The 20,697-nt window shown below is 52.2% G+C and carries 25 protein-coding genes; 6 read left to right on the plus strand and 19 right to left on the minus strand.

The annotated features are described in order from the left end of the window. Positions 1–134: 134 nt before the first annotated feature. From cyoE to cyoA, 5 genes are read right to left on the minus strand one after another with little or no spacing between them, the layout of a single operon-like run. Entirely contained in the window at positions 135–1,007 is an 873-nt protein-coding gene (gene cyoE, locus GII36_RS02030; protein ID WP_260764071.1) for a heme o synthase, read from the minus strand. A 6-nt stretch (positions 1,008–1,013) separates the two neighbouring features. After that, entirely contained in the window at positions 1,014–1,379 is a 366-nt protein-coding gene (gene cyoD, locus GII36_RS02035; RefSeq protein WP_260764073.1) for a cytochrome o ubiquinol oxidase subunit IV, read from the minus strand. After that, positions 1,376–1,963, minus strand: a complete 588-nt coding sequence (cyoC, locus tag GII36_RS02040; RefSeq protein WP_260764075.1) for a cytochrome o ubiquinol oxidase subunit III — start codon at positions 1,961–1,963, stop codon at positions 1,376–1,378. The genes cyoD and cyoC overlap by 4 nt, the downstream gene beginning before the upstream one ends. Further along, positions 1,960–3,927, minus strand: coding sequence for a cbb3-type cytochrome c oxidase subunit I (locus GII36_RS02045; RefSeq protein ID WP_260764077.1), 1,968 nt, complete (start codon positions 3,925–3,927; stop codon positions 1,960–1,962). The genes cyoC and GII36_RS02045 overlap by 4 nt, the downstream gene beginning before the upstream one ends. 1 nt (position 3,928) lies before the next feature. Beyond that, entirely contained in the window at positions 3,929–4,867 is a 939-nt protein-coding gene (gene cyoA, locus GII36_RS02050; RefSeq protein WP_260764080.1) for a ubiquinol oxidase subunit II, read from the minus strand. A gap of 65 nt (positions 4,868–4,932) precedes the next feature. Between cyoA and GII36_RS02055 the strand changes: the two genes are divergently transcribed. Further along, on the plus strand, positions 4,933–5,718 hold the full coding sequence (locus tag GII36_RS02055; protein ID WP_260764082.1) for a YaaA family protein: 786 nt from the start codon (positions 4,933–4,935) through the stop codon (positions 5,716–5,718). 1 nt (position 5,719) lies between these two features. On the opposite strand, the gene GII36_RS02060 is transcribed toward GII36_RS02055, so the two are convergent. The 4 genes from GII36_RS02060 to GII36_RS02075 all read right to left on the minus strand — a co-directional run bounded on the left by GII36_RS02060 (position 5,720) and on the right by GII36_RS02075 (position 9,790). Further along, complete coding sequence (locus tag GII36_RS02060) at positions 5,720–8,026, minus strand: MMPL family transporter (protein WP_260764084.1); 2,307 nt, start codon at positions 8,024–8,026, stop codon at positions 5,720–5,722. Between the two features lie 19 nt (positions 8,027–8,045). Then, on the minus strand, positions 8,046–8,864 hold the full coding sequence (locus GII36_RS02065; RefSeq protein WP_260764085.1) for an alpha/beta fold hydrolase: 819 nt from the start codon (positions 8,862–8,864) through the stop codon (positions 8,046–8,048). 20 nt (positions 8,865–8,884) lie between these two features. Next, entirely contained in the window at positions 8,885–9,247 is a 363-nt protein-coding gene (locus GII36_RS02070) for a hypothetical protein (RefSeq protein WP_260764086.1), read from the minus strand. A 123-nt stretch (positions 9,248–9,370) separates the two neighbouring features. Beyond that, positions 9,371–9,790 (minus strand): hypothetical protein, encoded by a 420-nt coding sequence (locus GII36_RS02075; protein ID WP_260764088.1) that lies wholly within the window; start codon positions 9,788–9,790, stop codon positions 9,371–9,373. Between the two features lie 102 nt (positions 9,791–9,892). Between GII36_RS02075 and GII36_RS02080 the strand changes: the two genes are divergently transcribed. Beyond that, positions 9,893–11,401 (plus strand): threonine/serine exporter family protein, encoded by a 1,509-nt coding sequence (locus GII36_RS02080; RefSeq protein ID WP_260764090.1) that lies wholly within the window; start codon positions 9,893–9,895, stop codon positions 11,399–11,401. On the opposite strand, the gene chaB is transcribed toward GII36_RS02080, so the two are convergent. Genes chaB through GII36_RS02105 form a run of 5 tightly spaced genes read right to left on the minus strand, consistent with a single transcriptional unit; the run spans position 11,398 to position 14,338 of the window. After that, positions 11,398–11,631, minus strand: a complete 234-nt coding sequence (chaB, locus tag GII36_RS02085) for a putative cation transport regulator ChaB (RefSeq protein WP_260764091.1) — start codon at positions 11,629–11,631, stop codon at positions 11,398–11,400. The genes GII36_RS02080 and chaB overlap by 4 nt on opposite strands. Before the next feature lie 13 nt (positions 11,632–11,644). Beyond that, complete coding sequence (locus tag GII36_RS02090; protein WP_260764092.1) at positions 11,645–12,541, minus strand: SDR family oxidoreductase; 897 nt, start codon at positions 12,539–12,541, stop codon at positions 11,645–11,647. Positions 12,542–12,573: 32 nt separating this feature from the next. Next, a complete protein-coding gene (locus tag GII36_RS02095; RefSeq protein WP_260764096.1) occupies positions 12,574–13,302 on the minus strand; it encodes a flavodoxin family protein in 729 nt (242 codons plus the stop codon). A gap of 55 nt (positions 13,303–13,357) precedes the next feature. Beyond that, a complete protein-coding gene (locus GII36_RS02100; RefSeq protein WP_260764097.1) occupies positions 13,358–13,933 on the minus strand; it encodes a DNA-3-methyladenine glycosylase in 576 nt (191 codons plus the stop codon). A gap of 12 nt (positions 13,934–13,945) precedes the next feature. Further along, positions 13,946–14,338 carry a hypothetical protein gene (locus GII36_RS02105; protein WP_260764099.1) on the minus strand — a complete coding sequence of 131 codons (393 nt, stop codon included), beginning with the start codon at positions 14,336–14,338 and terminating at the stop codon, positions 13,946–13,948. A gap of 37 nt (positions 14,339–14,375) precedes the next feature. Between GII36_RS02105 and GII36_RS02110 the strand changes: the two genes are divergently transcribed. Further along, positions 14,376–14,756 carry an FKBP-type peptidyl-prolyl cis-trans isomerase gene (locus GII36_RS02110; RefSeq protein ID WP_313900710.1) on the plus strand — a complete coding sequence of 127 codons (381 nt, stop codon included), beginning with the start codon at positions 14,376–14,378 and terminating at the stop codon, positions 14,754–14,756. On the opposite strand, the gene GII36_RS02115 is transcribed toward GII36_RS02110, so the two are convergent. From GII36_RS02115 to GII36_RS02130, 4 genes are all read right to left on the minus strand, one after another. Continuing rightward, positions 14,749–15,441, minus strand: coding sequence for a hypothetical protein (locus GII36_RS02115; protein WP_260764101.1), 693 nt, complete (start codon positions 15,439–15,441; stop codon positions 14,749–14,751). The two genes, GII36_RS02110 and GII36_RS02115, sit on opposite strands and share 8 nt — an antisense overlap. 64 nt (positions 15,442–15,505) lie before the next feature. Beyond that, positions 15,506–16,330, minus strand: a complete 825-nt coding sequence (locus GII36_RS02120) for a YitT family protein (RefSeq protein ID WP_260764103.1) — start codon at positions 16,328–16,330, stop codon at positions 15,506–15,508. 64 nt (positions 16,331–16,394) lie between these two features. Further along, positions 16,395–16,607 carry a PspC domain-containing protein gene (locus tag GII36_RS02125; protein WP_260764105.1) on the minus strand — a complete coding sequence of 71 codons (213 nt, stop codon included), beginning with the start codon at positions 16,605–16,607 and terminating at the stop codon, positions 16,395–16,397. A gap of 23 nt (positions 16,608–16,630) precedes the next feature. Beyond that, positions 16,631–17,986 (minus strand): DUF2130 domain-containing protein, encoded by a 1,356-nt coding sequence (locus tag GII36_RS02130; protein ID WP_260764106.1) that lies wholly within the window; start codon positions 17,984–17,986, stop codon positions 16,631–16,633. A gap of 114 nt (positions 17,987–18,100) precedes the next feature. Between GII36_RS02130 and GII36_RS02135 the strand changes: the two genes are divergently transcribed. Further along, on the plus strand, positions 18,101–18,748 hold the full coding sequence (locus GII36_RS02135; RefSeq protein WP_260764107.1) for a hypothetical protein: 648 nt from the start codon (positions 18,101–18,103) through the stop codon (positions 18,746–18,748). Here GII36_RS02135 and GII36_RS02140 read toward each other — a convergent pair. Further along, positions 18,740–19,537: a TrmH family RNA methyltransferase gene (locus tag GII36_RS02140; RefSeq protein WP_260764108.1), complete on the minus strand. Its 798-nt coding sequence runs from the start codon at positions 19,535–19,537 to the stop codon at positions 18,740–18,742. The two genes, GII36_RS02135 and GII36_RS02140, sit on opposite strands and share 9 nt — an antisense overlap. Positions 19,538–19,670: 133 nt before the next feature. Here GII36_RS02140 and GII36_RS02145 point away from each other — a divergent pair, with 133 nt between their 5' ends. Both GII36_RS02145 and GII36_RS02150 read left to right on the plus strand, forming a co-directional pair. Further along, positions 19,671–19,895, plus strand: coding sequence for a hypothetical protein (locus tag GII36_RS02145; RefSeq protein WP_260764109.1), 225 nt, complete (start codon positions 19,671–19,673; stop codon positions 19,893–19,895). A 157-nt stretch (positions 19,896–20,052) separates the two neighbouring features. Then, a complete protein-coding gene (locus GII36_RS02150; RefSeq protein ID WP_260764110.1) occupies positions 20,053–20,544 on the plus strand; it encodes a hypothetical protein in 492 nt (163 codons plus the stop codon). Positions 20,545–20,697: the final 153 nt, after the last annotated feature.

The following is a 20,697-nucleotide window of genomic DNA, read 5'->3' on the forward strand; positions in this document are numbered from 1 at the left end:
ACTAATATTTAATACATATTGAAATACAAGGCTTGTGCTAAACTCCGGTATAGAGCTTGGCGTACTTTTCTAGTGTGTTGGGTCTAGCGGAAGTATGATTGGCTTCATAGTAAGGCCACTTCAAACAGCATATCTTATGGTAGTAGTGGTCCAATGCTCAGCATAACGCATAGCAGAAGGATGTGATACATCGCCAGACGGAACATGCGCTTCCGGGCCCATTCTTCTGGCTTTTTTGCAGAGAAACCTTGGTAGCCGACGTATATCCAATAGAGCCCAGCGATGAGCATGATGACGAAATAGATCCAGCCAGTGTAGCCAAGCGGTGTGAGCGCTACGGTACAGAGTACATAGAGGATGGTGTTGATGAAGATCCAGCGAATGGTAGCCGGGACTCCGCGTACGACAGAGATGACTGGTACACCAGCGGCTTTGTATTCTTTGCGGCGGTAGATGGAGATGGAATAGAACTCCGGGAACTGCCAAAAGAAGAGGATGAGAAATACCATGATAAGGCCGATGTCGATAGACCCAGATACAGCCGCGTAGCCGCCCGCTATCGGCATGGCGCCAGAGATACTACCCATAGTGGTGCCATGGAGCGAGAGACGCTTGGACCAGGCGCCGTACAGCCACACGTAGGTGACGAACCCGATGAGGCCGATAGCGACGACAAGCCAGTTGGTCCAAAGTGCGAGCACGGCAGTGCCGAGCACGAGGAGCACGATACTATAGGTTACCATGGCCGGACCACTCACCTCTCCGGTGACGCTCGGGCGCTTTTTTGTCCGGGCCATGATCTGGTCGATGTCTTGGTCGAGGTAGTTATTCAACACGCAAGCTGCCGAGACGACAAATGTCATGCCGAGTGTAGTAGCGATGAAACCAACCCAGCTGAACTGGTGGAAGTGCCCGGCTGCGAAGAGGTATCCAGCAACACCCGTGAGGACATTCCCGTACATCACGCCAGGCTTAACGAGTTGGTAGTACGCCTTGATCTTTGACACTACGCGCTAAAAACCTTTTTCGTTCTGTTTGAGCATGTACTTTTCCATGGCGTCGCCGCTCATGCCCATGCGGTAGTTGAGGTTGTACATCACCCACAGTGAACCGCACACGACGACGAGCATCATGACAAGCGCATAGACAAAAGTCCAGTTGCGCCAGCGAGGCTTGGCTTCACCGCGGAGGTGCAGGAAATAGTAGACCTGTACGACGAACTGGACGACGGCGAGCAGCAGTACAAACGCTGCTGTCGTGGTGGCATCGTACCAGTGAAATTTGACTGACAAATACGCCAGTACTGTAAGCACCGCTGCGCCCGCAAAGCCAATGATGTATTGCTGCGTTTCATATCGACGTACAGATGCCTTACTCATGATATAGCTCCTAATAAATACACGATAGTGAAGATGAAGATCCAGACGAGATCGAGGAAGTGCCAGAAGACGGCGAAAAGACCAAATTTGCGAGCTGCATCTGGAGTGACGCCGCGCTTCGAGATGTAATCTCCCAGCGCGATTGCCCAGATAATACCGATGAGGATGTGCAGTCCATGCGTGCCGACGAGCGTGAAGAATGCCGACAGGAAGGCGCTATGTGCGGGGCCGTGCCCTGCTCGGATGAGTTCGCCAAATTCGTACAGCTCCATAGTGACGAAGCCGATGCCAAGGGTGATGGTGGTACCGAGTAGAATGAGTGCGTTTCGCTTCTCCCCTGCTTTGATTGCCAAGTACGCCAAGCCACACGTGAAGCTGCTGATGAGGAGTAGGAATGTCTCGACCATGACGAATTCAAGATTGAAGATGTCTTGACTGGCGGGTCCACCATTGGTGCCGTGACGGAGTATCACATAGGTAGCAAACAGACTGGCGAAGACCATGATGTCCGTCATGAGGTAGAGCCAGAAGCCGAGCGAGGCTTTCTCTGCTTTTTCCTTCAGATGTGCTGCGTGCGATGTCATGCCCGCGCCTCCTTGTCGAGTCTATAGAGTTCGTCTGCCGTGAGTATGTACTCGGTGTCGTCATTGAGCGTGCGGCGGATGATAAGTGTTACGACGGCTATGAGTGCGACCACCAAAATCCACCAGACATGCCAGATAAACGCGAAGCCGACCATACCGGCTGCGACAGCGATGTAGACGCCTTCGGCAGTGTTTTTGGGTAGTTCGATGTCTTCGTAGTCTTCGCGCTTCGGCTTTTTGATGCCGTCTTTCTTTGCATACCACCATTCGTCGCGGCGCGTTACTTTTGGTGCGATAGCGAAATTATAAAACGGTGCCGGTGACGGGATCGACCATTCGAGCGTACGACCGTCCCATGGATCGCCCGTAGTGTCGGCCAGCTCTTTGCGTTTCCAGACGCTATACACCATGCCGAGGATCATGAGTACGGCGCCGAGACCGATCACACAGACGCCGACGGCCGAGACGACGAAGAGCGGCACCCAAGACGGATCATCGTAGGTATTGATGCGCCGCACGGCGCCCATGAGACCTAGGATATAGAGCGGAATAAATGCCAATACGAAGCCTACTTGCCAGCAGTATGCTGAGAGCTTGCCAAACTTGTCGTGGAGTTTGAATCCGAAAATCTTTGGCCACCAATAGTATATGCCTGCGAAGTAACCAAACAACACGCCACCGATAATGACATTGTGGAAATGCGCCACGAGGAACATCGTGTTGTGTACCTGGAAATCGAGCGCTGGTACCGCCATCATGACACCACTGGCGCCGCCGATCGTGAATGTGACCGCAAAGCACATAAACCAGACCATCGGCGCGGTGAAACGGATGCGGCCTTTGTACATGGTGAAGATCCAGTTGAACAGTTTAACCCCCGTCGGGATGGCGATGATCATGGTCATAATGCCAAAGAATGCGTTGACGTTTGCACCCGCCCCCATGGTAAAGAAGTGGTGTTGCCAGACGACAAAGCTGAGGAACATGATAGCGATGAGCGCGGCCACCATGGTGGTGTAGCCAAACAGGCGTTTGCGTGCAAACGTGGCTACGACTTCCGAGAAGATACCAAATGCCGGCAGTATGAGAATATAGACCTCTGGGTGCCCCCACGCCCATATGAGATTGATATACATCATGGGGTTGCCACCCGCTTCGGAAGTAAAGAAGTGCATACCTGCTACCCTATCGAGCGCGAGCATACCGAGCGTGGCGGTAAGCACTGGAAACGCCAACATGACAAGCACCATCGACACAAGTACGCTCCAGGCGAATACGGGCATCTTCATGAGCGTCATGCCAGGCGCACGGTGTTTGAGGATGGTAACGGTGAAATTGATACCAGAAAGCAAGCTGCCTATACCAGATATCTGCAGCGCCCATATCCAATAATCCACTCCCGGTCCAGGGTTGTATTCTATACCAGTCAGTGGTGGATATCCAAGCCAGCCGCCATTGCTGAAGCCACCAAAGACGAGTGACGCGTTGATGATGACCATGCCGGTAAAGAAGAGCCAGAAACTCACCGAGTTCATAAACGGAAATGCCACGTCACGCGTGCCGAGTAGCATCGGCAGTGCGATATTGATAAGACCAAACATAGCGCCCATGCCGACGAAAAAGATCATGATACTACCGTGTGCAGTGAAGACTTCTTGGAATGTCTGAGTATTGAATAGCTCCACACCCGTCTGCGCGAGTGCCGTCTGTGCGCGCAGCATGAGTGCATCGGCGCCACCGCGCAGTAGCATGAGAATAGCAATACCCATGTACATGACACCAATCTTCTTGGCGTCGAGGGTGGTGATCCATTCACGCCAGATATACCCCCAAAGTTTGAAGTAAGTGATGGCGGCGAGCACGCCGATGATAGCTAGTGGCATGCCGATAGCAGCGCCCATGGTGACAGGATCGTGCGGGAGGTATTCTGCCGAGAGTCGACCGATTAGCCATGACGGATCCATGCTACATGGCCTCCATCTGGCTATGATCCATGGTGCTCATGTCGTGTGAGTCAGAAGTCGCTGCGCTCGATTGGCCGTGTCCCATGTATTTCATAACTATCGTATTATACAGATTTTTGTCCATCAGGTGGTAGGTTTGCGGCTCAGATATCACACTTGGTTTGGCGAGCATCTTGTAGGTCGATTCGTCGATCATGTCGCCTGCTTTCATGGCCTTCTCTGGTGCGGTGAGGGTCCAGCTGGTGAAGTCTACTTCTGGCATGACTTTGGCAGTAAACGTCATCTTGGCGTAGCCTTCGCCATTGATGTTGGTGTTATAGCCTTTGTACTCACCTGTCTTGTTCGCGATAAGGTTGAGCTGCGAGTCCATACCGTTCATGGAGTAAATCTGCGAACCAAGCGCCGGAATCCAGAAGGCACTCATAGGTGCGTCGGCAGCAAGGCTGAAATGAACCGGCCTATCGACAGGAAGCGGCAATTCGTTGACAGTCGCAACTTCGTATTCGGGATACAGGAACAGCCATTTCCACTGCAGGGCGACTACCTGCACTTCGAGCGGCTTCTTGTCGCTGGCGATAGGTTTGTAGGGGTCGAGTGAGTGACTCGTCTGCCAGGTGACGACACTCAGTATACCGATGATGACGATAGGAATTCCCCACCACAGTGCTTCGAGTTTGGCGCTGCCATCCCATTCTGGTTTGTAGTCGGCTTTGCCCCCTTCGCGGTAGCGCAGCGCAAAAACAGTGAGTATCACGAAGACCGGGATGATGACGACCAGGCTTAGGATGACGGTAAAGATGAGGAGTTTGCGCTGGCTGTCGGCTACTTGTCCGCTCGGCATGAGTACGGGTATATCGACGCCGCGTAGCAGTACCCACATCAGGACGACGAAGGCGCTGACGCCGAGTGGGATGATACTGGCTTTCAAGAAACGTTTCATGTTGCTTCTATGATAGCGCTTATGGCAGCAACTTCGCAAGCGTATCCGTGTATACTTGAAGGAACATGCTACAGATTTTACTTCATTCGTCCAAGACGATGCGTTCTGCGCCACCTGCGCCGCTACCATATCAGGCACCTCGATTACTCCATGAGACTCTGGGATTGGCTGGATATTTGGCGTCGCTGAATACCGACGAAATTGCAAAGGCTATGAAACTTTCACCCAAAAAAGCTGCTGATACTCACGAGCTGCTGGCGACATGGTCGTCTGACCCGGGAGTGACTCGCCCGGCGGTCGATGCGTTTATTGGTGATATCTATAGTGGCCTGCAAGTTGCGTCACTATCGGATGCGGATCGCATGTATGCGAATGAGCATCTCCTGATACTGTCTGGCCTCTACGGGGGCTTAAGGGCCCTAGACAGTGTGACACCGTATCGACTCGAGATGGGATATCGCCTGCCAAATGAGCGCTATCGGAATCTCTACGAATATTGGGGCGATAGGATTGCTACATTGTTACATCCCCAAGTGACGGCAATCATAAACTTGTCGGCCGTCGAGTATACAAAAGCACTACTTCCCTACGCGTCCCAGCCTGTCGTGACGCCAAAGTTCTTGACTATTAGCCCTAAGACTGGTGAGTCGACATTCGTGGTGGTGCACGCCAAAATTGCCCGCGGCGCGTTTGCGCGCTGGATGATCGTAAACCGTGTCGAGGACGTGGCTCGGCTGCAGGAATTTAGCGATCTGGGATACGTATATGACGATAGGCTTAGTTCATCCGAAGAACCAGTATTTGTCTGCCGGGAATTTGGCGGGCTTGGGCTGAGTGTACGACTAACGTAGACTATTTCTTGAACTTGCGCGAAGGCCACCAAACACGGTTGCCGATATCGTGCACGAGGGCTGGGACAAGGAGCGAGCGCACGATGATGGTGTCGAGCAAAACGCCGAATGCTACGATAAACGCCAGTTGGGCTAGGAATAGGATTGGAATGACGGCGAGTGCGGCGAACGTAGCAGCCAGTACGATACCGGCACTGGTGATGACGCCTCCCGTGACGATGAGCCCAGCTAAGACGCCGCGACGAGTGCCGATACGCAGTGATTCTTCGCGCACACGTGTCATGAGGAAGATATTGTAGTCGATGCCGAGCGCCACCAGGAAGATGAAGCCGTATAATACGACGGATGGATCGGCGCCAGGGAAGTGCCAGACGTTGTTGAAGAGTAGCGCGGAGACGCCGAGCGTGGCAGTAAACGACAGTATGGTGGTGAGAAGAAGGAGGATAGGCGCAAGGACAGAGCGCAGCAAGAGCATGAGGATGATGGTAATGACTACGAGCACTGTCGGGAGCACTACTGCCCTATCGTGCTCGGCGCTAGTGCGGGTATCGAGTTGTGTGGCTGTCGTGCCGCCGACACGTGCGTCGCTATCGAGTTGGTGCATACTGGTACGCAGCCGCTGGACGGTGGCTTGTGCTGCGTCGGAATCGGCATTGTCTTCAAGCGTTGCTTCGAGTAGCACTTCTCCGTTGACGACCTTGGGCGCCGCGTCTTTGAACGGATAGGCATCGGCTACGATGTCATCCGCAGTAGGGATATTGGCAACCGCCTGATCGTATATCTGATCGACGACGCTGCTTGGCATACCGGGCGATTGGGCTTCGATCTGAGCACGCAGGTCGGCTTTTTGGGTGGTCAGTTCTTGCTCTGCTTTGGTGCGAATCTCTTCTTTAATATCGGCTTCGGCACGGCCAAGTGGCTTGGTACCAGAGTCGGAGTTATTGGCTCGGACAGAAACGCTGGCGACGCCTGTGTCTGCTTCGACTATAGCGGCCGCGGCATCGAGCTGGCTCGCCGGTATGATGATTTGTGCCGGGGTGCCGGAGCCGCCTGGGAAATGCCGGTCGATGAGCTGCTGGCCGTCGCGGGCTTCGGACACCCCGAGGATAAGATCACTTTGGGCGACACCATCTGCTTGGAGTTTGGTGACGCCTGCGCTACATACTACGAGGATGAGTGTGGTGACGATCCAGACGCTACGTGCATGTGCACCCACGAACCCGGCGATGCGTGGCCACAGACCTGTCTTTGGAATATCGAGAGTAGCTTGGGCGCGGTACTTTGGCATGCGTGGCCAGAATACTTTGCGTCCCCACATGAGCAGTAGGCTTGGTAATAGTGTGAGTGCACTTACGATAGCCAGGATGATACCGACAGCACCGACTGGCCCCAGGGCTTTGTTAGAATTAAGGTCCGACAATAGCAGACAGAGTAGTCCAGCCGTGACAGTGCCACCAGCTGCGAGGATAGGCTCGAGTGAGCGTCGCCAACTGGCCAAAATCGCCTGGTATGCATGTGTATGACGCGTTAGCTCTTCGCGGTAGCGAGCAGTGTAGAGTAGCGCATAATCCGTGGCGGCACCGATGACGAGGATGAACAGGATACCTTGCACTTGGCCATTTAGTGTCACGAGATCGGCCTTGGCGAGGTAATAGACTACCAGGATAGCGGCTGAAAGCGCAAAGATACTATTGAGCAGTACGACGAACGGCAACACCGGTGATCGGTATACGATGAGCAAGATAATGAACACGACGGCCAGTGCGACGCCAAGCAAGATACCGTCGATGCCGGCGAACGCACCAGCGAGGTCGTATAAGAAGCCGACTGGTCCGGTGACTTTGAACTGTGCTGGTAGACTGGCGGCGTCGAGGGTACTGCGTAGTTCGGGTACGAATTCGTCGTATTTGACATTGCTGCTCACGTTGACAACCACTAGCGCGGCTTTGCCGTCGTCAGACGTGATAGGCGGCGACACCTCACCTACCACTTCGGCACGTGATGAGAGTTTGGCGGTTTCGTCTTTGATCTTGGTGATAGTATCATCCGGCAGGATTTTGTCGCCGTCGGTGAATACCAGGATTGTCGGGATCGATTTTTCGTCCTGGAATTTTTCGAGCTCTCCGCTCACCTGGGTAGACTCGGCGCTGGCTGGCAGGAATGTCGTCTGATCGTTGGTGGCAACGTCGCTAATCTTGCCGAAATACGGTCCACCGACGCTACCAAGCACGAGCCAGATCAGCAGGATGATCGTCGGGATGACGATGCGAAGCCGTTTTGGCGCGGTGCGTTCAGTGGACTTACTCATATCTGTAGTATAGCGCACATCACTGTCCTGGTGGTAGTTGCTGGACGACAGCCTGCACAACGCTCGGTATCATTGCACCTACGAGTTCATGGCTGGCAAGCGTCTGTCTGAGTGTGACATTTGGCATGGTGCGTGCAAGATATGTGAGATTTGCGGGCACCACCAGAGGGTCGAGCTGGCCACGTACAAGCGTGATTGGTAGAGTAAGATGCTCGATATCGTTCATGGCGGTCTGGTTGACGATGGCCGCCTGGAGAGTGGCCATATAGGTGGCGACGTTGTCGCTCGTGACGCTGAATACGTTGTTGACAAGTTTGTATTTCATGGCAATGCACGCTACGCGTACGAAATCTTCGGGGTGTTTCTGGACGACTGTGTAGAGGTCGCGAAGTATAGCGTCTGGCTTGCGGATCAGCTGTCTCGTCGCTGGATCTTCCGGACGATAAAAAGGCGGACTGACAAGTACGAGAGATTTGACGAGTAATGGATATCGCCTGGCTATCTCGACTGCTACGAGCGAACCGAGCGAATGACCGACGATCATCAGCTGGTCTGGGATGCCGAGCGAGAAATAGGTCTGCAGTATACTGCGAGCTTGCTCGTGGGTATTGTATCGGATGTGCGATGGGTGTGGCGAGCGGCCAAATCCAAGCAGATCAACGGTAATGATACGTATGTTATGTGGTAAGCCGTGAATCACGTTGTCCCAAGCATGACCGTTGTTGCCGATGCCATGAACCATGAGGAGAGTGGCTCGTGGGTGCGGTGGATCTTGCACGACATCGACGTGGAGCCGATACGGAATACGCAGCCAGCGATGAACGAGATGGTCGTACATGCTACTAGCGTAGCATGAGATTAGCCGATGAGTTGGAGTTTTTCGCGCTCAAGTTGCTGCACGTCGACTTTGTATGATTGTTCGAGCCGCTGCTGATCAGCGATATGTTGATTATGACGTTCCCCGAGCTTGGCGTCGAGATTAGTGACCTGGCGCTCAAGTTCCATACGTTCCTGGGTCAGTTTCTGAATCTCCTGCTGGTACTGCTGTATATCCTGCTGGTCGCGATGGGCTACTTGGGCATCCCCGGCGGCTTTTTGCTGCTTATCCTGTGCAGCATCCACGGTGGCTTGGCGCTGGTACTTGGCCATTTCCTTTTGCTTGGCGTCGATACGCTGCTCGTACTGGCTGATTTGTTGGTTAATGGCTGTGATACTACTCATGGTACCTCCTGTATATATCTAGTATACTCCCCTACGGTATAGTAAAGGCGACTTGGCGTGGATCGTCTGGCGTAGTCGTTTCATCCCACACTCCGACCGGAGCGCGGGATGAAACGGCGCTGGTCAGGGTGTGGGTGTGCAGCTTTCTGTGACGAACCGCAGGAACAGCTGGTACTCTCCCGTGTTGCGTGGTGGGTAGAGGAAGAAGTCTCGAACCAGCGGAAGCTCCTCTGTCGCACTGTTGAGATAGGCGCCGGCATCTGTGCGGATAGGCCCTGACCATGCGATGCGAGCGAATGTCACGCTGGTATTGCCTCTCGCGCCGGTTGCGATGTCCAACAGCTGGGCTCGGAATTCTGCGCTGAGTTCTTGCATGAACTTGTCGGCTTGCAGCACGAGCCAGTCTATGTCGTCGCACGCAGCCAGTAATGTGGCGGCATCAGCTTCGGTTGCTGTGGAGGAACCGACATTGACAGCAATCCGGGCTCCTAGATGTGCACGCATCGACATTGTGTCGATCGTATGTTGTTCTGCAGTGGCCATGGTGGCCCCCTTGTCTCTAGAGTCTGCAGCTTGGATAATATACTTTATATGTCGTAGTGTCAAATCTGGTACAATATGTAGTTGTAAGCAAGGAAGATAAACATGAAACTCTGGCCATTCGGTCACCGCCGCATAGAAAAAGCCGTCGAAGCAGCTGCACTGCCACTCATAGAGAAATTTGGCTCTGGCCTCACCCCCAACATGCGAGCCCTGCGCATGGCCACAACCATGGCAGATCAACTTCTCTCTATGGGTGTGTCGGCAAACAGCGTTGTGTCGAAAGTGCTCGATGTGACGGATACCTACTGCGAGCGACCTGTGCATATTGATATTAGCGCCAATGTCATCATGGTGTCACAGCTACGCGGTATTGAGCGCGAACCTCTGACGATGATTCGACCTGTCGCACCCCGCGAACTCAACTATATGACAATTCAGTCGATTCAGAATCTTATCTATGAGATAGGAAAAGGTCAGCACACGCTTGATGCAGCAGAGGCGCTACTCGAAACACTATTGGCTCATCCGAAACGATTTCCCTGGTGGGCAATTATGTTTGGTAATGCTTCGATTGTAGCCGGTGTGACACTGATGTACACGAGTGACTGGCAAGTGATAGTGACGACGTTTGGTATAGGGATTGCGATCGATCGAGTGCTCGCACTGTTGGTTCGCTATAGTATACCACCTTTCTTTCGACAGGCCGTGGCGGCACTTTTCATTACACTGCTGGCGGCGGGTATTACGGCGCTCGGTAGTAGTGGTATAGAGTTTTTTGCCGATACCAACCCGACATTGCTCGTGGTTGGTGGTGTGGTGATGCTTGTAGCAGGACTTGTCATAGTGGGCGCGATTCAGGATGCGATCGATGAGTACTATGTGACGGCAAACGCACGTATCGGAAAAGTTGTCATGCTGACAGTCGGAATAGTAGTGGGTATTCTGGCGGGACTCTATACGGCGCGCAAGCTTGGCATTGGCATCGCAGTGTCGACAGACCCGCTCGCGCTCAATAGTCTGGCGTTTCAAGTGATTGGTGCTAGTATCGCTGCTGCTGGCTACGCGCTGGCGAGTCAGACACGGAGGCGTGCGATTGTGGGCGTGGGGCTTATCGGCGGTGTTGGTCTGTTTGTACTGTCGTGTATCGTGGCAAACACGACTATTTCGGCCGTGCCTGCAAGTGGTGTGGCGGCACTCATCATTGGTGCGGCTGCGGCGATTATCTCGCGACTTTGGCGCACCCCGTCTGTGGGTATTATCTCTGGCGGTATCGTGCCACTCGTGCCCGGACTGGCACTCTATACTGGTCTCATGCAACTTATCCGGTATCCACCAGGCGACCCGCTGTTTCCTACTGCTATAGGCACACTGTTTACTGCGGTGGCATTGGCACTGACGATTGCGGCTGGTGCATCACTTGGCAGCATGATCGGACGACCTCTCAGGCAACAGCTGGCCTCGCAGCGCAACACGGCGGCATTTGCTGAGTTTATGCGGCGGCAGGTTAAGCCAACAAGCGCCAATTTCCTGGCTGGGCTGGCACTAGGTAGGTCAGGTAGGCGGAGGCATCAGGCTGTTCGTGCTGACGAGGATCCGAGCGAAGCCACCTAGCTGTTATTTAGGTGCCATTTGTCGTCGTCACCTTTATGGTATTTCTGCTTAACTGCACTCCAAGCGACACGATGCGCGACTTCTTCGCGCGAGGCGTCATCGCGACGATCTTCCTTGTGTTGGTACTCGTCGTAGGCGCTGTTAAATGCTTCTTTGTAAATATCTTGGGCATGCGCAGGGAGCACATTCTTTACGCTGTCGGGTAATTCACTTTTGTCTGAGTATGGCATAGGTCCTCCTTTGTTAGGGTGTCCAGTTACCGCCAGTCACGCCTATTACTTCACCTGTGGTATAACTCGATTCTTGGCTGGCGAGAAATACATATGCCGGCGCGCACTCTGCGGGCTGGCCGGCTCTACCGTATGGTGATTGCTCACCAAAGTGAGTCAGCTTTTCCATTGGCTGGCCGAAGCTGGGCTGGAGTGGGGTCCAGATCGGACCTGGTGCAACCGCATTAACACGGATGCCTCGTTCGATAAGCTGGGCGCTAAGTCCTTTTGTGAAACTGGTGATTGCTCCTTTTGTGGAGGCATAGTCGAGTAGTCCAGCTGACGGCTGGTATGACTGGATGGAGGTGGTATTGATAATGCTTGCGCCGGGCGGCAGAAACTCTAGTGCGGATTGTACGATCCAAAACATAGAATATATATTTGTTCGAAATGTTGCATCGAGCTGGTCGGTAGAAAGTTTCGTAATATCGTCGCAGTAAATTTGTTTACCAGCATTGTTGACAATGATATCGAGACCGCCAAATGCCTTCATGATATTGTTTGGCAGATCTTGGGCAAATGTTTCCTCACTCAGATCGCCGGGAATTGCAATAGTTTCCCCGGCTTCCTTTGAAATGATGCGCAGTGTTTCTTCGGCATCATTCTGTTCACTGGGCAGATAAGTGATCGCCACATCCGCTCCTTCACGCGCGAACGCAATTGCTACTGCCCTGCCTATACCAGAATCGGCTCCGGAGATAAGGGCTTTACGTCCCTGCAGTTTGCCCGACCCTACGTAGGTGGTTTCTCCATGGTCGGCCTTTGGCTGCAATTCGGAGTCGAGCCCCGGCTCTTTTTGGCGTTGCTCGGGTATGTCGAGTGCTGGATACTGTGAGCGCGGATCCTGCATAGTGTGTTGCGTGCGTGTCATTGATGCTCCTTTCGATTAGATTGGATGACTGGCTATTTGGACGGCGATCTGTATTCAGGATTAGCGAACCCATACTGTTCGCCGTCATTCCAGGCGGCTGGTACATTACCCTCTGCTGGGATTCCGCCTGCCTTGCGTAGTCGCTGAGCCGTGTGAAGGAGGTTGTACGTCATAAAGGTGATATTACGATTGGTGAAGTCACTCTCCGGGCCACCCGACCCTTTGTCCAAATAGCTAGGCCCGGGTCCTACTGGGCCAATCCAGCCCGCATCCGCTTGCGGAGGAATTGTGAAACCAACATGTTGTAAACTATAGAGCACATTCATGGCACAATGCTTGATACCATCTTCGTTGCCGGTGATGATACAGCCGCCAACTTTGCCGTAGTAAATATATTGGCCCTTGCCGTTGGTGTCAGCAGAGTTTGCATAAAGGCGCTCGATGAGCTTCTTTGTCTGCGAGCTGTTGTCGCCGAGCCAGATTGGCCCACACACTACCACGATATCAGCAGCTTTAACCTTTTCGAACAGCTGGGGCCATTCATCTGTTTTCCAGCCGTGCTCGCGCATATCTGGCTGTACACCAGTTGCTATATCATGATCAATTGTGCGAATAATCTCGGCCGAGGCACCAAGCTTTTGCATGAGGTTGACGCTTGCCCGTAGTAGCCCCTCAGTGTTGCTGACCTCTGGCGAGCGCTTGAGCGTGCCGTTGAAAAACAAGGCTTTGAGTCCGGTGAAATCAGATTGCGTATCTGCCATTCTATCCTCCTTTCGTACTTACCAGTATACACCCGACTGATGCTCGGCGCGAATGTCATGTATGCGATACGTAGGGATTGTCTCTGATATAAAACCGCCAAGGCTCATCGCGGGCCTTGCTGATACCTATACGTGTCGTTTGGACAATTTGATCCAGTGGCAATGGATCACGCAGAAGTAATTTGCACGGATTTTTTGCAAGATCGTGGCCGTTTAAAACCTTGTCTATTTGGAGTGCTTGGCACAATTTGGCAGGACCGTTGGTGAGTGCGATACCGTCTTTGTCTCGCAGTTGCTGCATATGCGTTTGTCCTTCAAGTGGCTCTGCGGCTCGTAGAAGTACTGCGGCACCGTAACCCTCTCTGCCTACGACAACATTGCAACAATAATGCATCCCATAGGTAAAGTACACATAGAGATGTCCTGCTGAGCCAAACATGACATCGGTTCGAGGGGTGCGGCCATGGTAGCTGTGACTCGCTGCGTCTGACTGGTGGTATGCTTCGGTCTCGACGATGCGTACGCGTAGTAGCTTACCGTCAATCTCTCGAATAAGTTCTGCCCCGAGTAAATACTTAGCGGCCTCTATCGCGTCCATTGCATCGAGAATCGAGTGGATGTTTGGATTCATGGGTGTGGCAGATTACTGTGCGACAAATGGCAAAAAGTACGCGACTACAGCAACAAGCGCACCGATACATACTGCTCCCGTGATGATTGTCACAGCTTTTTGCTGATCTTTTTTGCGGTATTCAGCCTGGTCGACGCTTTCCTGGTGCTTCATGTCATCGCTGACATTGAACAGCCCGCTCATGCCAAATTTGGCACAAAAATGTAGATAGGCCTGGAGGAATCCCATCGCTGCGAGTGTGGCCGGTATGAAAACTAGCGCGCGCCACGCCGCGTCGATAGGCACAAGATAAAACAGTACGAATAACGCAATTGTCAGGGTCAAGCCAATATATCCTGTCATGCGCCGCATGCGAATCTCGGCGGGACCGATATTACAGACTCCGGGTATATAGTTCGTGCTCATACTTCTAGTATACTCCTGTCCGCGGTATACTGGATATATGAATGATTCCCAACTCGAAGGTACAAAACTTGCTAACTTTACTCCCCTGCCAAAAGTCGCAGAGTTGCAGATTATCGATACGGTCGAAGGAACTGGCGAGACAGTACCCGAAGGTGCGACGATCACAGCCCACTACACCGGGGCGTTGTGCGTAGACGGTACTATTTTTCAGAGTAGCCATGATTTTGACGAGCCCATTACGTTTCCGCTTGACCGCGTGATTGCGGGCTGGACTGAGGGTGTTCCCGGTATGAAAGTCGGTGGTACGCGCCGCCTTATTATCCCTTCGGAAAAAGCCTACGGCTCTGTACGCGCCGCAGCGAATATCCCACCAAATAGCGACCTGGTATTTGATATCGAACTAGTAGCAATCAAATAGTCGGAGGATTATCTCTCTTGTAGGTAAGGGCGCGACGGCTCGACTGCTCGTAAAACGCGCGTGCTGCAAACGCAAGGATAGCATGCCGAGTATCACTGAGTGATTGTGAAAAATATACGTCTATACCATCTATATGAAACCCATACTCGCCTGCGACTGTTGCTGCAGCTTCATATTTAGTGAGGTCATGGGTGGCGGCTAGCGAATATATATCGATGAGACCATCTTCGATCGCTGCATGGACAGCCGTATTAGATAGGACTTCCCTGTAGCGCCGCTCCGTCTCTGGGGTGTTGCGAACCATATCTGGTCGCGGAAAAGGATGGGATGTAATGGCGTCGAGTGCGCTGCTGTGTGCCTGTTCTGTAGATATTGTATCGAGCGCGATGTGTGATGCATCGTACACAGCAATTTTCGCAGCACCGGGTCCAAACGAATAGCTTCTTTCTTGGCCATTTTGTTCTATTCCGGTAAGTTTAAACTGCGGTAGCGGCTCATCAAGCGTGCGACTCATGAGATGAGCATGATCAAACACTTCGCTGTTCCATGTAGCTGTGACACGACCGGTTGCCGTATCCACATCCCCATTATGACGCAGTATGTCGCGTGCATACATACCTATGTCGTAAACCGTAAAATCTTGAGGATGCACTACGAAGTTGTCTCGATTAATACGTGATGGCATGGTAACTACTCCTGTTAGTAGAGATTGTACTCGTACTCATGGCAAAATCAAGTTTTTATGTTGGTTAGCTTTCTTCGCTACGAATAATCTCGTGTGCGCTGGAGATGACGATGAAGGCGCGCGGATCAACTGCATAGACCGCGGCTTTGATTTTTTGCTCTTCGAACCGAGTGATAACTGCCAGTAGCACACCGTGCGGTTCCGGGTCTTTGGGGTTGCTTTCTTTGACATAGGTCACTGGTTCTTCGATGACACTATTGATAGCTTTGCCGATATCACGCACGTTCATACTCACGATCCAGACGCTTCTGTCTTCGTTGAGTCCTTCTACGGTAACATCAATGGCTTTGTGTGCAACGAAGTAGGCCACTAGCGAATACATGGCTGCTTCCCATCCAAACACAAATCCAGACAAGGCGATGATGAGACCATTAATCGTCATGATAGCTTCGCCTACAGAAAAGACGGTTACTCGGTCGATGAGCACCGCAACAGTATCGGCACCGTCGATGATACCACCATAGCGGATAACAATGCCCACGCCCACGCCAACGAACATGCCGCCAAATACGGCCGCGAGAATGGGCGTATCGGTGAAACCGTGGTTGAAATGCACAGATGTGAGTATCGCGAGCATCACGATACCTATCGTGGAATACGCCGCAAATGTACCGCCTAGTCTGCGATATCCAAGATACACAAACGGTATATTTAGGAGTAGCAGGAATACACCAAGTGGCCAACCGCTTAGGTGGGCGGCAATAATAGAAAGTCCAGTGACACCGCCGTCAAGCAAATGATTTGGGAGGAGAAAAAACTGAAGACCGAGAGCGGTGATAGCACTACCGAGTAGTATAAAAACTATATTTTTGGCATGGGCTATCGTCATCGGCACTCCGTTTTTTTATGTGGTCATGCCTCCATTGTACAGAGTGTTCGTACGCTTTGTCGAATTATTCTGAGCGGGGTTGCGTGGTAACAGGTGCCGTTGGTACAACAATCCAAAGTATGATATACGGCAAAAATCCAGGTAGTCCGCCAGGAAGTAGCAAAAGCACGGCTATGACGCGAATAATAGTCGGGTCAATATTGAAATATTCTGCGATGCCAGCGCAGACGCCAGCGATTTTGCGGTCCTGTGCGGAACGATAGAGTCGTTTAGTCATATTTCTAGTATAGCACTCGCTTGTTACCCCTCCCGTGCTTCGTCGAACTTGGTTGCCATTGTAGGATTTCCACGCGTCAGGCGTTTGATCGTGAGATCTTGTGCTTTATTGTTGGCAAGACGCAGGTTGTTGCCTGATTTCATCAGGTTTTCTTTGACCTTATTCAGACGATCAATAGATTTGTCGATCTCATCGATTGCACTTTCAAACTGCTTCAGCGTGAGATCTGTATTTCGCGAGAAACTTGACTTGAACTCATGCATACTCTGCTCAAAATTTGTCACATCAACATGCTGGTTGTTGAGCGCGTGAATTTGCTTACGTAGCTCTTGTGATTTCAGACTACCGGCGCGGAGGAAACCGATGATAGTGATGAAGTGCTGTGGACGAATTACGAACATATTTGGATATTCGTGCACGGTTACAATGTCATCGTAGTACTCATTGTCTTTCTCGAGTAGACTGACGAGTACAGCAAACTCACACTTCTTCTCGCGGCGATCTTTGTCTAGCTCTTTGAAGAAGTCTTTGTTTTTGTGTTTGGTTGCGGTTGTCTCATGCTCGTTTTTCATCTCAAACATGATGGAGAGCATTTCGCTACCTTCGTCGTTTGTCTCGCGGTATATGTAGTCTCCTTTGCTACCGGTGCCAGATACAGTATTGTCTTTGCCGAACTCGGCGCCTGGAAATGCGATTGGGCGAATGCGGTTGAACTCGTTTTCGCAGTGGATTTCGAGCGACTCCCCTATCATCTTGGTGCTCATGCGCGTGCGCATCTCCTTCAGCGACACGAGTGCGGTTTCGCTGGCGCGGAGTTGCTCTTTATACTTCTCGGCGTCGAGTTCGCGCTGGTGCGAGAGCGCGCTGAGTTCTGCTTCTTTGCTAGATAGTTGTTGGCGGAACTTTTCTTCGAGCTGGCGCTGCGCTTCGAGTGCAGCGAGCTTGGTGTCGGACGCAGTTTGCTGCGAGACGGATTCTACCTGCGCACGGAGCGTGGTGATCTCGGCGTCTTTCTCGACCTTGATACGTGCTGCTTCGGCTTCTAGTTTCGCTAAGTCTGCCTGTAGCTCGCCCTTGGTGCGAGCAGTGGCAAGTTCTACGGCCGCATCCTTGTCGCGCTCCAGCTGGGTAACTTTTTCGAGTAACTTGCGCTCTTTCAGCTCGGCTTCGAGGGCTTTTTCGCGCTCGATCGCCTCGCGCACTTTGGCGACCTCAGCCTCGAAGGCGTCTTTTTTGATGCTATTGACCACGTTTTTCACGGTCGTAGTGTCGATATCGGTTTCGTGAATAGTACGTAGGTCGACCGTATCGCCTTTATTTGCGGCTTCTTGGAGTACGAGTGTGTATTCGTCTTGGATGGCTACTTTGATTTTCTTCATACTGCTACTAGTATAGAAGATTTACACGTATGCGTCAGCGAAAACTATTTTACCGGGTCTGTATATGCATAAGTTTTTTGTATTTTGAGGATAGCAGGATATATTGGCTGTACTATGAGTAGCGAAATGCACCAAGAGTTTAATGACGAGAACACACCAATCATAGAACCGGCCAAAAAAGGATTCGAATATGTCGCCGATCTAACAAACAGGCAGCTCGAACTGTTCAATGAAGCACTTGTAGAATATACGGATACTCCAAGCGTTAAAAATGACGAAGTACTTGTTAGTCTGGTTACGTCGCATGCAGACTCAGTCCAGCGTACGCTTGAAGCATACGGTGCTGAGTTTGGGGATGGAATTGCTGCGTTTCGAGCGATGACATATTACGTGGTGGGACTCGAGCAGCGTCGTGTAGAAATGATGAATAGCCTTGGATTAGAGGGTGCGGAGTTTAAAGTTATAAACAATGGAGATGTCGAAGGGGTTCTCTATGTGGCGCCAGAATATGACGACACTGACACTACGGCGAGTGTCGAGCCTAGTGAAGTGGTCGAGACAGTGCACAGTTTTTATATGGGTAGATTTGGTGCAGACCTAAAGACTCTCCATGATGCTGCACACGCCACGTATGATAACTCCCCTCGAGGTAGACGTAAAAAGTACATGCGGCATGTTGGTAGCTACGCGCTCGATGTCACGAAGGTAGCGGTTGGCGTGGTGGGCGCTATAGCTATAGCCAAAAAAACGAAATTATTGTGATGACTGCCGTTGGCGGAACTGCTCGTACAGACATACGGCCGTCGCTGCTGCGACGTTGAGTGATTCAACTGGCGTGGCGGCCTGGGGGATGTGGACGCGCTCTGTGGTGAGGGTCGCAAGCACGGTCGATACGCCTTGCCCTTCGTTGCCTACAAGCCACGCGGTAGGTTGCCTTAAGTCTAGGTCGTATAAGTCGACACTATCGCCGGTGAGCATGGTGGCATATACGGGTGTTTGAGACGATTTGATGAGCTTCTGCAGGTTGCTTTGCTCGTAAATGCGTAGTGCAAATTGTGCACCCATGCCAGCGCGCAATGCTTTTGGCGACCATGCAGAGGCACAATCTGGCGATAGGTAGACATCCGTGATTCCTGAAGCGGCTGCGGTGCGTAGCATGGTGCCGAGATTGCCCGGGTCTTGCACGTCTTCGACAAGCAACGCATCTCCTATGAGCGCCGTGTTCGAGGCTTCGGGTATGGAGAATACGATAGAAATACCGACCGCAGCGTGTACGTCGGCGACAGACTCATAGATATTGTCGGCAAACTCGATGAGCGTTGTGCTGGTATGCTGAAGTTGCCGCACGAGTTCGATTACCTCTTCGTTTGCCTGCGCGGCTGTAGCGATGATACATATTTCTGGCGTGTCGCCAGTGTCGAGGAAGCTGTGCGCGAGGTGCGTGCCACTCGCGATCGTCCTGCCTTCTTCGCGTCGAGTTTTACCACTAGTGGCGAGCTTGCGAAGTCTGCGAACGGTTGGGTTGTTATTGCTGGTGATAATATCGGACATAACTATGCTCCAGTATAGCGCATATGCCTCATGGCCGTAGACGAAAATAGCAAAAAATTATACAATATAAATAATCGCATCGTGCGATAGTGCGAGTATATATTCGCACCTCCTCTTGAGGAAGGAACCTGTTATGGGAGACAAGATTGAAAAATGGTGTGGTGTGGTCGCAGGAGTGACCGTGCTTGCGATGCTGCTGGCGGGTATCTTCTATACCACTCCCGGCTCGGATGCAGGACCAATTTGGTGGGCAGGGGTCGCCATGCTGGTCATGTTGCTCTCCGTCGTATACGGGGCGAGAAGCACCGATCGACGTACTGTGCGACGGATGCGGGAGCATCATGCTCGCCTGGAGTAAACCTTCCCTAGGGGCGCCGCCGCGCTAGCGTGACAACGCAGGGAGCGGCGGACGCGCACCGGAGAAATTCGGTGCGCACTCACTCTGACTCTCCAGTTAATTGATCAAATATATCATATATGGTATTATATAATTTACGCATATGTTCATAACATGAATGTGTGTAGACAGTGTAGGGATCAAGCCGCTCGAAGGAGCACTGATGAAAGATTTGGCCAAGGAGTGCGACAGCGTGATCGTGTTTGGTTCGGTATCTCGGACGCTGTGCAAACAGGTCATGCGAGAAGCCGGATATCGTCGACACCAAGGCAGCCGCGTGATCACAGCCGGTGCGCTGTGGGCACCGCATCTGCGCGAATACTCGTGGATGCAGCCGCGTACGGTGCAAGAAGTGCTCGACAGGGTTGCGCCGACACTCGTCGACAAGGCATCTGAGCAGCAGCAACTCATTGAGGAGCGGTTGCGCAATCCTCTGCTACGCAACGTCGGCCTCATCATCTACGAGGCCTCCATGCCGTTCTACGGTACACCGTACGGCGATACACCCGAGCTATTTCGCAGGGCAATACACCAGCTGCAGTCTGAATATGGATGGCCACGAGCCAAGGTGTATGCCGTAGCTCAGCACTATCGTCAGCGTCGGTGGTAATTTCTCGGTTGGTATGTAACCCCGGGGTGTGAAGCTTCAGCGCTCGGGCTCTTCCTTGCACTGTCGCTTTACCAAAGATTTCAATCGTGTTGAAGTTTTTGGTGAAGGACTATTTTAAACCTTTATTCATACAGTATAAGTATTCTGGATTGG

Origin of the sequence: Candidatus Mycosynbacter amalyticus, from assembly GCF_025273655.1 — a bacterium.
GTDB classification, from domain to species: domain Bacteria; phylum Patescibacteriota; class Saccharimonadia; order Saccharimonadales; family Saccharimonadaceae; genus Mycosynbacter; species Mycosynbacter amalyticus.